14 protein-coding genes and 1 tRNA gene are annotated in these 14,504 nt (G+C 38.8%); 4 read left to right on the forward strand and 11 right to left on the reverse strand.

Going from position 1 to position 14,504, the window contains the following annotated elements; genetic code table 11:
• Positions 1-180: 180 nt before the first annotated feature.
• Positions 181-1,530 (reverse strand): APC family permease, encoded by a 1,350-nt coding sequence (locus tag AC58NB_RS05225; protein WP_497425767.1) that lies wholly within the window; start codon positions 1,528-1,530, stop codon positions 181-183.
• Between the two features lie 330 nt (positions 1,531-1,860).
• On the opposite strand from AC58NB_RS05225, the gene AC58NB_RS05230 reads away from it, so the two are divergent.
• Positions 1,861-2,673 carry an SDR family oxidoreductase gene (locus AC58NB_RS05230; protein ID WP_497425768.1) on the forward strand — a complete coding sequence of 271 codons (813 nt, stop codon included), beginning with the start codon at positions 1,861-1,863 and terminating at the stop codon, positions 2,671-2,673.
• Between the two features lie 177 nt (positions 2,674-2,850).
• Here AC58NB_RS05230 and AC58NB_RS05235 read toward each other — a convergent pair whose 3' ends face one another.
• Positions 2,851-3,885, reverse strand: coding sequence for an LLM class flavin-dependent oxidoreductase (locus AC58NB_RS05235; protein WP_497425769.1), 1,035 nt, complete (start codon positions 3,883-3,885; stop codon positions 2,851-2,853).
• 162 nt (positions 3,886-4,047) lie between these two features.
• Here AC58NB_RS05235 and AC58NB_RS05240 point away from each other — a divergent pair, with 162 nt between their 5' ends.
• The 3 genes from AC58NB_RS05240 to AC58NB_RS05250 all read left to right on the forward strand — a co-directional run bounded on the left by AC58NB_RS05240 (position 4,048) and on the right by AC58NB_RS05250 (position 7,816).
• The gene (locus AC58NB_RS05240) at positions 4,048-4,317 is read left to right on the forward strand and encodes a DUF1292 domain-containing protein (RefSeq protein WP_497425770.1); all 270 of its coding nucleotides are present in this window, start codon (positions 4,048-4,050) and stop codon (positions 4,315-4,317) included.
• 535 nt (positions 4,318-4,852) lie between these two features.
• Positions 4,853-6,415 (forward strand): lipase family alpha/beta hydrolase, encoded by a 1,563-nt coding sequence (locus AC58NB_RS05245; protein ID WP_497425771.1) that lies wholly within the window; start codon positions 4,853-4,855, stop codon positions 6,413-6,415.
• Between the two features lie 183 nt (positions 6,416-6,598).
• On the forward strand, positions 6,599-7,816 hold the full coding sequence (locus AC58NB_RS05250) for an NAD(P)/FAD-dependent oxidoreductase (protein ID WP_497425772.1): 1,218 nt from the start codon (positions 6,599-6,601) through the stop codon (positions 7,814-7,816).
• 65 nt (positions 7,817-7,881) lie between these two features.
• On the opposite strand, the gene AC58NB_RS05255 is transcribed toward AC58NB_RS05250, so the two are convergent.
• From AC58NB_RS05255 to sdhB, 9 genes are all read right to left on the reverse strand, one after another.
• Positions 7,882-7,955 (reverse strand) — tRNA-Arg (locus tag AC58NB_RS05255).
• 175 nt (positions 7,956-8,130) lie between these two features.
• Positions 8,131-8,643: a metallophosphoesterase family protein gene (locus tag AC58NB_RS05260; RefSeq protein ID WP_497425773.1), complete on the reverse strand. Its 513-nt coding sequence runs from the start codon at positions 8,641-8,643 to the stop codon at positions 8,131-8,133.
• Complete coding sequence (locus AC58NB_RS05265) at positions 8,640-9,245, reverse strand: XTP/dITP diphosphatase (protein ID WP_497425774.1); 606 nt, start codon at positions 9,243-9,245, stop codon at positions 8,640-8,642. The genes AC58NB_RS05260 and AC58NB_RS05265 overlap by 4 nt, the downstream gene beginning before the upstream one ends.
• Before the next feature lie 46 nt (positions 9,246-9,291).
• Positions 9,292-10,029 (reverse strand): ribonuclease PH, encoded by a 738-nt coding sequence (gene rph, locus AC58NB_RS05270; protein WP_497425775.1) that lies wholly within the window; start codon positions 10,027-10,029, stop codon positions 9,292-9,294.
• A gap of 145 nt (positions 10,030-10,174) precedes the next feature.
• On the reverse strand, positions 10,175-11,245 hold the full coding sequence (locus tag AC58NB_RS05275) for a GerMN domain-containing protein (protein ID WP_497425776.1): 1,071 nt from the start codon (positions 11,243-11,245) through the stop codon (positions 10,175-10,177).
• A gap of 149 nt (positions 11,246-11,394) precedes the next feature.
• Positions 11,395-12,213: a glutamate racemase gene (gene racE, locus AC58NB_RS05280; RefSeq protein WP_497425777.1), complete on the reverse strand. Its 819-nt coding sequence runs from the start codon at positions 12,211-12,213 to the stop codon at positions 11,395-11,397.
• Positions 12,214-12,491: 278 nt separating this feature from the next.
• On the reverse strand, positions 12,492-12,716 hold the full coding sequence (locus AC58NB_RS05285; RefSeq protein ID WP_066108719.1) for a helix-turn-helix domain-containing protein: 225 nt from the start codon (positions 12,714-12,716) through the stop codon (positions 12,492-12,494).
• Between the two features lie 115 nt (positions 12,717-12,831).
• On the reverse strand, positions 12,832-13,302 hold the full coding sequence (locus AC58NB_RS05290; RefSeq protein WP_497425778.1) for an acyl-CoA thioesterase: 471 nt from the start codon (positions 13,300-13,302) through the stop codon (positions 12,832-12,834).
• A gap of 440 nt (positions 13,303-13,742) precedes the next feature.
• Positions 13,743-14,504 (reverse strand): succinate dehydrogenase iron-sulfur subunit, encoded by a 762-nt coding sequence (sdhB, locus tag AC58NB_RS05295; RefSeq protein WP_497425779.1) that lies wholly within the window; start codon positions 14,502-14,504, stop codon positions 13,743-13,745.

Genomic DNA, 14,504 nt, shown 5'->3' on the forward strand with positions numbered 1-14,504 from the left:
CTTCACCTTTTTTCATATACAGACATATGACTACATCCTTATTTTGCTAAAACCTTTTCAATCATACAAGCAAAATGCCCAGTTTACCTCTACTTTTAAAAAAGCAGACTAAGAGCCATGTAAAAGTAAAGATAAAAAAACACACGGAATTTTCATAGTGAAATTCCGTGTGTTTAGTACTTACATATTTGATTTCTTTAGATAAAGATATACCGGGTACCCCAATGCCGTAATGGCTAAACCAATTAGAGAATATAGGGTATCCGTAAAGACCGTACATACCAATATATATACTCCGCCAATGATTCCGACAAGCGGAACAACTGGGTAGAAAGGAACCCGATAAGTGGGAACCAAGTCCTTACGCTTTTTACGAAGAATGAAAACCCCGTAAATGGCCATAACAAAGAAAATCCAAGTAGCAAATAAGGCCAGTGTAGATAATGTATTAAATGATCCAGATAAAATATAAATAATCGATAAGGCCACTTCAAAAATAAAGACATTAATCGGTGTACTTGTACGGCTTTCAACACGCCCCATAACATGATGGAAAGGGAAAATTTTGTTTTGTGCCATCGCAAATGGCACTCGGACACCTGTCATTAAATATCCGTTCAATGTACCAAAGATAGAGATTAGAATTCCTATCGAGATAATCGCTGAGCCGCCGCTACCAAAAAGTATGAGAGCAGCATCCGTTGCTACTTTTTCTGTCGAAACAATCTCCTGAACAGACATGACAGAGAAAAAGGCTACGTTTATTAGGACATATGCAGCAATAATAATCGTCATTCCAAACAAAATAGAGCGTGGTAAGTCGCGCTGAGGATTTTTCATTTCTCCAGCCATATTTCCAACACTCACCCAGCCTTCATAGGCAAACAACGTTCCTAGGATTGCTGCACCAAAACTGGTTAGGGTAAAGCTATGAACAGATTCTTCCGAGAATAGTGACGCTGTTTCTTTCCCCATTCCATGAATGATTCCAAACACGATAATAGCAATAATTGGAATCATTTTAGCTATCGTAGAAATGAACTGAATCCTGCCTCCAAGTTTAGTTGAAATGATATTTAGTGCGGCCACAAATACTAAAATACCAATCGCTAACAATTTTTGTTGGAGGTCTGTCATAGGCATAAAATACGTTGCTTGTGTAGCAAAAACAATGGACAGCGCCGCCAAAATACCTGGTATATAGATCAACGCTTGAACCCATCCAAATAGGAAAGCAACTTTTTCTCCATAAAGCTCCTTCAAATAAGCAAATACCCCACCTGTCTCCGGTATAGCTGAGCCAATCTCAGCCAACGTAAGAGCAGCTGCCAGGGTAATTAATCCTCCAAGCAGCCAAGCTATAATAGCTGCAATTGGAGAACCGGCGCTTTCCAATACTGGAGTAGCTTTAAAAAATATACCTGATCCAATTACAACCCCAACTACAATGGTTAAGGCTTCTTTCAAACCAATTTCCTTCTTTAAAACAGCTCCCGCTGCATAGATGTTCTTCTTTTGATGTTTTGCCATGGCTAAAGTTATCCTCTCAAATTAAGTTCCTCATTTCACATATTCAAAATGTTATCTGAAAGAGAGAAGTTATTCAAGAGGATATTGATGAATTGATGATATTAATATAGCAAAAATCCAATAATTTAATAGATGTCTCCTAAATTATTCTATACTATAAAATTTATAACAAATCATTGCACCTTCCTCTATTTACCACCACATATTTATTACCATATTATTTAGCAGAAAAAAGAACGCTTCCAATAATCACAAAATTCGTTCACTTAAGTGTTCGCTTCCTTCTAAAAAAGTTATAATAAAATTGAATAACAAACAGGGGGTTTAATCATGGAAAAACAAGTTTATGTCATCACAGGTGGATCAGGCGGAATGGGCAAAGCTACGGCTGAATTAGTCGGCAAGAAAGGAACTGTTCTTCTGGCAGATGTTTCAAATGAACGTTTAGTTCAAACAAAAGAGGAATTAGCCACAAAAGGAATTAAAGATGTACATATCCAAACAGTTGATATTACTTCCAGAGAAAACGTAGAAGCTTTAGCAGAAAAAGCTGCTGAACTTGGTACTTTAAAAGGATTGGTACATACAGCCGGACTATCGCCTACAATGGCAGATTCTAGACGAATTACAGAAGTTAACCTCGTAGGTACAGGTATTGTTTTAGAAGCTTTCCTCCCTTACGCTACAGAAGGAACAGCTGTTGTATGTATTTCATCCATGAGTGGATATATGCCTCCACGCCAAGGTCCTTATATTGATGTACTAAAACAGCCATTAGCAGAAAATGTGGTGGAAACAATGGAGCAATTTGCTCAAGGGAACCCAGGAGCTGCATACAGCTTATCTAAATTAGGTGTACAATTAATTGTGGAAGAACAGGCATGGACATGGGGAGAAAAAGGAGCACGTATAACTTCTCTATCTCCTGGTACAATCAATACCCCAATGGGCCGCCAAGAAGCATCTAAACAAGCAGAAATGAAAAAGATGCTTGAAATAACACCTTTACGTCGTGAAGGAGAAGCCAAAGAAATTGCTACTGCTGTAGAATTTTTACTAAGCGATGCAGCTTCTTATATTACAGGCATCGACTTACGTGTAGATGGTGGTACCGTAGCTAATCTAGCAAAACAAAATAAATGATATGACTAATTTTAGATTGCCCTAAAGTTCATAATAGATAAATGATAAGAGCCTCTGTTACACTCATCGAAACGTAACAAGGCTCTTTTACATTACCAATAAATTCAATTATCACATTGAAAATAAAAACATCGTACCCAAACGGTTTAATGAACCGTCAGATACGATGTTTTTTATTTATTTTTCGTCAACGACTTCTTTTAATATTTCGTAGGAACGCTTTTGTTTGTCCTCATCAAAGATATAGGATACAGCCATGATTTCGTCCACATTATATTTTTCTTGGAATTGGATTAACTGTTCACGGATGGAAGCCTTTGATCCCAGCAAAGTGACACTGGACATCGATTGAGCCATTTGCTTTTCAGGACCCCGCCATAACTCATCCATATTTTCAACTGGAGGACTTAATGGATTTTTTGTCCCACGCACCACGTTTAAGAAAAATTGTTGCATAGTTGTAGATTCCAATTCTGCTTCTTCATCACTCTCGGCAGCAATCACATTCAGGCAGACCATCATATAAGGAGCACTTAGGTATTCAGATGGCTGGAAGCGACTTCTATAAATGGAGATAGCCTCTTCTAAATAAGTTGGAGCAAAATGAGCTGCAAATACATATGGCAGACCCAATTTAGCTGCAAGTACAGCTGATTCCGTAGAAGAACCTAAAATATAGATAGGTATATTTGTATCGACACCAGGGTACGACCTTACGTAACCCTGCGTCTCTTCCGGTCCCAAATAGGTTAATAAGGAATGTACGTCAGAAGGAAACGTGTAAACGGAATCCTTTTGCGAACGTCTTAGGGCATTAGCCGTCATCATATCTGTACCAGGAGCTCTACCCAATCCTAAATTTAATCGATTAGGATAAATTGTAGCCATCGTACCAAATTGCTCGGCAACAACTAACGGGGAATGATTAGGCAACATAATTCCACCGGATCCCACCTCTATTTGATCTGTGTGTTCCAAAATATGTTTAATTAATATGGACGTCGCAGAACTAACCATAGTCGGTGTATTATGGTGCTCAGCCACCCAGTACCGCTTATATCCCATTTTCTCCGTAGCCTGCGCAAGATCCACCATAGAATCAATCGCACCTTTTGAATCCTGACCTTTTCGAATAGGTGCTAAATTTAATACTGAAACAGGTATATTTATATTAACAAGTGTATTTGACATGATTTGTTTGAATCCTTTCATAATAAAGTTTCCATTTAATAGTAACAAGGAATTCGTGATAAACAAATAATATTGCTTGAACAAGCATTTTGGCTACAATAAATCCTAATGACTCAATAGTTGTTTTTCATTTCAATAATCGATATACTAAGCGGACAAGTAATAGGATAAAGGAGTAATCAAATGGCTAAAATTGAAGTAGGAGAAATCCTCATATTAGAAGGCGAAAATGGGCAAGAGGAAGAAATTGAAGTACTTGGCACACTAGAGATAGATGATTCTGAATATGCAGTTGCCGGCCTTGTAGAAGAAATTAAACGCGAAACAGAAGAAGATATGGAAATATTCTTCTTCAAAATTGACGAAGACGGTGAACTTCACGAAATCGAGAGTGACGAAGAGTTCCAAAAGGTTGCAAGCGCACTTGAAGAGAATATGAAACACTCTCATTAATTTGCAGAAGAAAGGTTGTCAAAGTGCTTAAGCGCTTAAGGGCAACCTTTTTTTCTTCTTAAAAATATGCCAATAAAAATGACTGAACACAGTAATGAAGCACCCAACATCCTTGCTTACTTCTCCCCCCTCCATAGGTTAATCAGAAAATACCTATCTCAATTCACTACTTAGCATTAGAAAGATAAGGTTATCATCCCCTTTGATCAATGACTTTAGTAGAGAATCGAACTATAAGCCTACTTACTATCTAATCACACCAGTAAATTTAACCCGACTCTTTTAAAAAATAAAACAATTTTGTGTTTTTATTTGATAATGATGTATATTTAAAAGAATAAGAGCAGACTTAACCGCCTCGTACTAACACTTTTTTGATAAATGTAATTCATCAAACAGTAGAAGCCCTCTATGAATCTAGCAACAAACCCACATTAAAACTTATGATATCCTTTGAGCCATTTGCTCCAGAATAAGCAGCCTTAAGTCATCATAGAATTTTTGTATTAAAACCTCACTTGAATGGAGGAATATTATGAAAAATAGTGTCAAGAAGCAATTTGGAGTTATATTATCAGCAGCTCTACTTTTTCTGCCCCTCAGCCAGCCTACCAAAGTCATAGCCGGTAAGCTAAAGCCACCTGACGAAACCTTTACACCGGGCCAATGGTTCTTGGGTGATAAGCCGCCAAATTATAACTCTGCAAAACCTCCGATTGTTTTTATCCAAGGGAAAAATGGCAGTTCAACCAGTTGGTACGGTGAAACGGAATATCATGGCGTGAATGATATGTATACAAAGGCGTATGAAGCCGGATACCAAACTGCTTTTGTTCAGCTGTATGATGCAGCCGGAAACGGGTCAGAAAATCAGTATACGAACGGAGAATTGCTTGCATCGATGCTGGCCGATATCTCGCGCCACTTTGACGGTCAGAAAGTCAACATCATCGCTCACAGCAAAGGCGGACCAGATACTCAGGCAGCGCTTATCCATTATGGTGCCCACCCCTATGTTGGCAGGGTCATCACATTAGGCTCACCACATCGTGGCTCGGAGCTGGCAGACTTATCAAATAGCTGGTATGCAGGTTGGCTTGGGGATTTGCTAGGTCAAAATGATGCCGGAACTTACTCTTTACAGGTTGGCGAAATGGCCAGATTCCGTTCTGTCACAGACGGCCATACGAACAGAAACAAGAATAAATACTATACCGTGGCAGGAACGGACCATGGACCGGCTTTATCTGCTCTATCCTTAGGAGGTGCCTATTTATCTTCCTACGGTGCTAATGATGGATTGGTCACCGAAACAAGCTCCAAACTACCCTACGGTACACATCTGTTCACGGATAGCTCGATTGACCATGATAATATCCGAATGGGCTCTAAGGTATTTTCACGAATTGAACCTTACTTGCGTACGGCTACTGTCACACAAACTAAAATCACAACCGATCTTCCCAATCAATATGAAGCGGCCATCCAAAACACATCTTCCCACTACATTCATGGGGATGCCTTAGCCAAAAGTCAACTTGTAAAAAAAGAGATCTATATCCCAGAAAAAACAACCGGTAGAATCTCGATCTATACGGCCCGCTCATCTACAGGTATTGAATTAATTTCACCGAATGGTACCGTCGTTCCCGCCTCCAAGCCGATTGTCGATCAGATGCTCTTTTCCGGTGCTAGCTTATATACCTTTAATAATAAAGACTTCACCCCTGGTATATGGGCTGTACAAATACAAGCAAAGGAAGCGGATGATGCCTATCTATTGGCCTCTACCTTTGACGAAAAGGATGTATATAAACTAGAGATGTCCGGAACAGGCAAAGCAGAGCAAACTGGATTCACCATTCACACTCCTAAAAATGCAAAAACAAGTAGTATGACTATTAAAGTAATTGATAAAGATGGGGTTGAGTTAACACAAGACATCTTGCCGAAGGCCACTATCGGAGCCGATTTCTCTGCTACACTGCCAAAGGTTCCGACACCCGGTGTATATAATATGACGATTGATATCACGACCAAACACCCTAACGGAGAAGAATCTATACGTACCTTAGTGAGATCTGTTTACATTGATTAATTAGAAACACCCTCTTATCTTTATCAGAGGGTTGTTTCTTTTTTACTTATTCAGATTATAAAGTGATATGTTGCAATTCTTCACATTTCAATCCATATCATAACTCGGCATTTTACTACGGGAATATTTTGATTTCACGAGGGAATTCTATGCAAATCATCCCTATTTAAAGGAGCAAGAATTATGAATCTACAGAATGGCAAATTTTATTGGCAAACAACTTATCCTGATCCTCCTTCATACCCACCCTTGGAGGAAAATCTAATTTGTGATGTTCTGATTATTGGTGGAGGAAGTTCAGGGGCTCAGTGCGCATACCTTTTATGCAATAAAGGACTTAAGGTAGCAGTAGTAGATAAACGAAGGATTGGCACCGGCAGCACAATGACCAACACCGCCCTCCTTCAATACTTAGGAGATAAGATGTTGTTCGAATTGGTCCATTCCTTTAGTGAAGAATCAGCCATTTACCATACAAAATTATGTGAACAAGCCATATCTGAAATTGAAGCAACGTCGAAAAAACTAAATATAGATTCCGAGTTTAAACGAAGGGATAGTCTCTATTATGCCAGCGATCCTCAAGGAGAGGAGAAATTACAAAATGAATACAAATATTTGGCCAAGCACGGCTTTGATGTGGATTTGCTTAACGAAGAACAAATTAAAGAGCGATACCCTTTCTCCAAACAATCAGCCTTGTATATTCATAAGGACGGGGAAATTAACCCATTTAAATATAATCACGGCCTGCTTCAGGCAGCTCATCAAAATGGCGTACAAATATTTGAGGATACAAAAATAACAAGGAAAGAATTCACTGATGATCATGCTATATTTCATACTGATCGCAATCATTCCATTACAGCAAAAAATGTTATCATTGCTGCTGGCTACGAAGGGCTTGAGTTTAAAAAAGATAAAGATTGTCTTCTGACCAGCTCATATGCTGTTATTACCAAACCGGTTGAGAATCTTCAGCAATCTGAATGGTACAAGCAAACATTAATTTGGGAAACAGCACGCCCATATATCTATATGCGCACAACTGCAGATAACCGGATTATCATTGGAGGACTGGACGAAAACACAATCTATCCTGAGAATCGTGATTCAAAAATTATTCATAAAAAAAAGAAACTGATTGAAGAATTTAACAAACTATTTCCCAACATAAGAGTTGAACCTGAATATTATCTTGGAGCCTTTTATGGCGGTACACATGATGGACTTCCTCTTATCGGTCAATATGATGAATTTCCTCACTGCCATTTTCTATTAGCCTATGGAGATAACGGACTTATCTATAGCAGTATCTTGTCTACAATTATCACAGAAATCATCACAAAAGGTTCCCATCCAGCCTTTCCTTTATATAGTTCTAAACGAAGGGGTAGTTAATCCATCTTATAAAATGCAAAAGAGGCAAAACCCTTTATAAAGGTTTTGCCTCTTTCTTTAGTTAGCGTCCCAGGAGAGATTCGAACTCCCGACCGACGGCTTAGAAGGCCGTTGCTCTATCCAGCTGAGCTACTGGGACATGTTATAATTTTTTTACGTTGTCCTTAAGACATTTATTATTATATAATCACTTTCTTTTTAAGTCAATAACTTTTTTAAAAAAGTTTTTTAAAAGTTTTTAGTAGTGAAGGGAAGGGATACTCACAATCCTGATCTGAATATTCCCTTCACTTACTATACAACTTTTTTTGAATTTAGGAAAGTGTTGTTTTCAATTGCCAGCCTGGTAATTTTTCCCCCGACAGCGTGTAAAAATCAACGATCGCATTCTGGCCTTGTTTTTCTAGAATGACATAGGTTTTATACTGACTTCCTCTTGGCAGACGAATGCTTCCGGGATTAATATATAGGCAGTTATCAATGTTTTCAGCTCCTGCTACATGCGAGTGGCCAAAACAGATGACATTTGCACCCAGTTCTTTCCCTTTCAAGCTAATATTCATCAGCGTAGATTTAATATTGTATAAATGCCCATGTGTCACGAGTATCGACCAGTCTTCAAGATGTGCAGTTAAATCTTCCGGAAAATCTTCGCCGAAATCACAATTTCCCCGCACAGTTTGGTAACCCTGAATAACTCGATCATCACGTGATAGCTCTGAATCGCCGCAATGAATAAACAAATCCACCTCATCTTTATGTCTCTCATGCAAAACGTTCAATTCTTCCTCTAAGCCATGACTGTCACTGACAATTAAACATTTCATAGGAATTCATCCGCTTTTTCATTTATTACTTTTTCTAATTCTCTCAAAGCATTCGCACGATGGCTGATTTTATTTTTTTCTTCCGCTTTCAGGTTAGCCATCGTTGTTTGTTTTTCCGGCACAAAGAATACAGGATCATATCCAAAGCCATTTACGCCATCCGGAGCCTCAGCAATGGTTCCCTCACATGTTCCAGATACCGTAATTGGGTCCATATTCGGTCCAACCAATGCAATCGCACAATAAAAACGTGCAGTTCGTTTTTCAGCGGGAACACCCTTTAATTCTTCGAGAATCTTTTCATAATTGGCCCGGTCATCTTTTTCAGGTCCTGCATAACGGGCTGAAAAAATACCTGGACGGCCATTCAACGCATCAATGATCAAACCAGAGTCATCAGAGAGAACAGGCATATTCAGTAGCTCAGAAATAGCATTTGCCTTTAAAAGAGCATTCTCTTCAAACGTACTTCCCGTCTCTTCCACATCGATTGCATTTTCAATATCCAACAAGGTTATAACCTTTATCCCTTTCGGGGAAAATAAAGCTTCAAATTCTTTTGCTTTTCCTTTATTTTTGGTAGCAATTAAAACGGTTTTCATATTCACCTTCTCCTCCCAAGAGAAAAAGCGTATACATGGGTACGCTTTATTGAATTTTGGCTGCTATTTCTCCCAACGCCTCTTGTTGTACAGTGAATAATTGCTTCATACCTTCACTAGCAAGGTCCAGCAATTCATTTAATTGATTTCTGGAGAAAGTAGCTTCTTCACCAGTTCCCTGAAGTTCCACGAATTCCTCTGCACCTGTCATAATGACATTCATATCCACCAAAGCCTGAGAGTCCTCATGATAATTCAAATCAAGAACCGCTCCAAACTCTTCAATCATCCCGACGGATGTGGCAGCAAGATAGTTTTTAACTGGATAGGAGTTGATTTTCCCTGACTCCTGAAGCTTATGCAATGCAATGGCCATCGCGACGAATGCACCCGTAATCGAAGCTGTTCTCGTTCCGCCATCTGCCTGAATAACATCACAATCAATCCAGATTGTTCTCTCCCCAAGTGCTTCCAAATCCACTACCGCACGTAATGCACGCCCGATTAAACGCTGAATCTCCATCGTACGCCCGGTTACTTTTCCTTTTGTTGATTCACGCATAGTCCTTTGTTCTGTTGCTCGTGGCAACATCGAATATTCGGCAGTAATCCATCCCTTACCTTCTCCACGCATAAATGGCGGTACACGGTCCTCTATACTGGCGGTACAAATCACCTTTGTATCACCAACACTGATTAACACCGAACCTTCCGGGTGTTTAATATAATTTGTTTCTATATGTACGGGTCTTAAATCATTTTTCTCACGACCATCAAATCTCATAAGTACCTCCTAAACTGTGTGCATCATGCTAAGTGTAGCATACCCTAATTTAATAAAAAAGCACCCTGTGCAAACATCATAGCCAATTTTGTCCAAATTAAAAACAGGCAAGTTCCTGTATGGAACTTGCCCATCTTTCTGATTATTAGTATTTTCCAGTGTTAACGGTTTCAGGACGTGTCACTGGTTCAGTCAGCTTCTTGCCATCTTCCTTAAGAAGTTCTTTCTCTCCGTTTACCTGGATGGCTACTTTTTTAATGTCGCTTTGTTCAGTCAAGGATAGAACTAACTCATTCAATAAATGGCCGGAAACAATTTTCTCCTCGTCATCAAAGCTTGAATAAATAGATTCATTGAAATTAAGCGTCACTACGCCGTCTTCTATTTTAGGTTCGTCCAATAGAGCTGCATCTGGCCTGAATTCAGTTACAAGCGGTGAGGAATAACCAGGACCTTTAATCAGACTGCTGACAACAGCTTCCACATTATCTTTTTCCTGATTGCTGATCCTTTTTGTCACCGGAACATAATAATAGTGATCTGTTTCACCTGACATATAATAAACTGTAACGGGACGAGTATTCATAATATCTGTCGACTCTGTATGGTCATTGTTAATTCCCATCAATCTTGAGGTACCGTCTTCAATGGCTGTTTTGTTAACAGGCATTTCTTTTAATGCTTTCCCTTCAATTTGTAAATTTACTTTATCTACGTTATCAAATTGTGTTAACGTCCATGTCACTGATTCTAGTATTTTCTTTTCATCCTCTGCCTTATATCCCTTAAACTCTTTAGAAAAATCAACCGTGGCTGCTCCATCTTTAATATCTACACTTTTCACAGCTGTATCTGCCGGTAAAACTGCTTTAAATCCATTTGGAAGCATTTCTGTTACCGGACCGTTCGCCACTAAATATTCAATCGCCTGTTTCGCTACACTTTCTGTATTGGGCAATGGAATCGTTTGAGGCACAATAAATCCATTTGAGTCCATTAAATATAATTCCGTTTGGATCTGCCCTGCTTCTTCAGCCGTATTCGCATCTTCCGAGTTCACGGCTTTTTCACCTTCCCCCTCTTCCTTTAAATACGTAACATCCTGCGGCGGATCAATTTCTTCCTTTTTTGGTAAATCGAACAAGCCGCAACCTGACACTAAAACAGATGAGATGAGTACCGTAGCGACTAACATTGATTTCGTACGTAAAGGCATACACCATTCCTCCTAAGACTGTTTGTACTACATATATACGGAGCTTGGCTCATTTTATACCTTTATAAGCAGAAAAATTCAAAAACCCCTATGCAATACAGAAAGGCTTTTCAACACTTCTGGATGTGCATAGGGGGCTATATTATTCTTTATCCTAAGAACAGCTCTAGCTTGGCATGTTCTACTGTTTCAACCGCTTCTCCTAGCCATGAGTAGGCAATGGATTTAAACATTCTTCTGGAGCCTGTCGTATAGAACTTATAGGTTGGTTGATGATTTCCCTTGTTGAGCATACCTGCATGCTCTAATAAGACACTTGCTTCTCTCGCCGTTTCTTCACCGGATGATATAACCGTCACATAAGATCCCATATAATTTGAAATAGGTTCTGTAAGCAATGGGTAATGCGTACAGCCTAAAATTAATGTGTCCATACTTCTATTTTTTAATGGCTTTAATGTTTCGGCTACAATTTTTTTAGCAATGGCACTGTTCCATTCACCACTTTCAACCAGCGGGACAAATTTAGGACATGCAAGACTTTCAATATGAACTCTTGGATGAATGCTTAATAATGCCTTGTTATAAGCTTTGCTTCGTACCGTTCCCTCTGTTCCAATGATACCGATATTTCTTGATTTTGATACATCAATCGCTGCTCTTGCACCAGGTTGTATAACACCCAGAACCGGAATAGGCAATGTTGCCCTCATTTCCTCAAGCACCGCAGCTGTTGCAGTATTACAGGCTATAATTAACATTTTTATATTCTTCATTTTCAAAAGGAAATTAGCCATTTCCCAGGTAAACTTGCGTACATCCTCCATAGGCCGAGGCCCATATGGACATCTAGCAGTATCACCTAAGTATACTAAGTTTTCATTTGGGAGCTGCCTGATAAATTCTTTAAAAACCGTTAAGCCGCCAACACCCGAATCTATAAGTCCTATTGGGTTTTCTCTATCCAAATCAGATCGCCTCTATCTATCTTTTGCTTACACTCTAGCTCTATTTTTTAAAACGGATTGTCTATAACTTTATCATTAGTTTGTCCGTTTTCCAATTATAATTAGACACAAAAATAGAGTAGAGAGTCAAACCACTCACTTTGCATTTTACAATGACATGTATAGTGATTTGCTATTCGCTACTCTTCCTAATTTATGGACTCATAAAGGAATTGTCAAGAACAATGGTAATTAGATCAATTGCTACATATACTTTTAAATAAGACCATCAAATGATCTTATAACTCCAATTCACCCATTCGAAGTAGTTCTACGACCGCCTGTGAACGGCCCTTTACGCCCAATTTTTGCATCGCATTGGAAATGTGATTTCTCACAGTTTTCTCACTAATAAAGAGGTCCTTGGCGATATCTTTCGTTGTTTTGTCCTGTACCAATAACTCAAATACTTCTCTTTCTCTTTTTGTGAGTAAAGGTTTATGAGTGAAATCGTTCTCCTTCAACTATTGTAACCCTCCTTGCTACCAGCCATAACCTTAGGATTGGGTATATATTTAGTCACGTTAGTGTATGTAACTGGTCGATCAGGAGTGACTATATTTAAGATTGAATATGCTTTTAAGATTGATGCTGTTTCTTCAATTTAGCAGAAAATAACTCCTTCATTTCATCGGTCCAAGCTACTGGCTTACCGGTGAACCTGGAAATTTGGACAACCGTTCCACGTCCTGTAAAACAAGGTACCTCGTCCTCTCGTACACCGAGATAATGAATATCAACCGAAGAATTGCCTATTTTATATGCCTTCACTTTAATATCCAGTTTCTCATCGAAAAAAACTTGAGAAAGATAATCACATTGAAGATCCGCCACAACTGGGATTGTTTCCTGTTTTGTATCCACCCAATCCTGCATTAACCCAAGACTTTTAAAATACTCAATTCGAGCTTGTTCAAAATACGTAAAAGGAACCGTATTGTTCAAATGCCCAAACATATCAGTCTCTGAAAATCGTACCTTTACTGGAGATGAAAAAGTAAATTCTCCTAACCATTCCTCCATATTTTCGATATATGTAATTTTACTCATACAAAACACACCTTCCCACAATAATGAATGACTATTCATTCATTATACAGAAAAAATTACCATATGTAATTATTTTACTGACAAATAGTGTATGTTTTTACCGATAACTAGGTGAATGCAGTAAATAAGTTAATTTCCAGTTATGGTAGTTAAACACTACACGGAAATATATATTAATAATAGATTCGAGTTCATAAGCTATTGAAATCATGAAAGCAAATTAATCAACCCTAACGAAAAGGCCGTCTTTCACAATAGGAAAGACGGTCTTTTCGTTATTCTACTCTTATTTCAGTATGTCTGGTTAATGGTGACTGTAAGTCTATTGTGAAAAACGAACAATCTATCATATAGGTTATCTACTATTTGGACCAACAGATTCATACCATATGCTTTTATCATTTCTCTTGCAGACAGCTTAGACAACAAAGATAATAATCTTAAATTTTGTCACTTCCAAAGAAATTTTTGAAAGCTTGGACATTCGTGTCACGATTTAATGCCGCAATCGATGTAGTCAAAGGAATCCCTTTCGGACAAACTTGGACACAGTTTTGAGAATTACCACAATCCTGGATTCCTCCATCACCCATCAATGCATTCAGACGTTCTGCTTTCTGCATCTCACCTGTTGGATGAGCATTAAATAAACGAACCTGCGATACAGGTGCCGGTCCTATAAAATTGGACTTACTATTTACATTCGGGCAGGCTTCCAGACATACCCCGCAAGTCATACATTTAGATAATTCATAGGCCCACTGACGTTTTTTCTCAGCCATACGAGGTCCTGGACCCAAATCATATGTACCATCGATTGGGATCCATGCTTTTACTTTTTTAAGTGAGTCAAACATTCTGCTACGATCTACCTGAAGGTCACGGATAACCGGGAACGTGCGCATAGGTTCAAGCACGATTGGCTGTTCAAATTGATCAACCAGGGCTGTACAGGATTGACGCGGCTTTCCATTAATCACCATGGAACAGGCACCGCAAACTTCTTCCAGACAGTTCATATCCCAAGTAATCGGGCTTGTTTTCTTGCCATCTTTTGTTACCGGGTTACGGCGTATTTCCATTAAAGCGGAGATGACATTCATATTAGGTCGATAAGACAGCTCGAATTCTTCAAAATAAGGCTCAGAGTTCGGGTTGTCCTGGCGTTGTACTTTAAATAGCACTTTACTTTCAGTTGCCAT

Source organism: Pradoshia sp. TA40_28 (assembly GCF_059694525.1).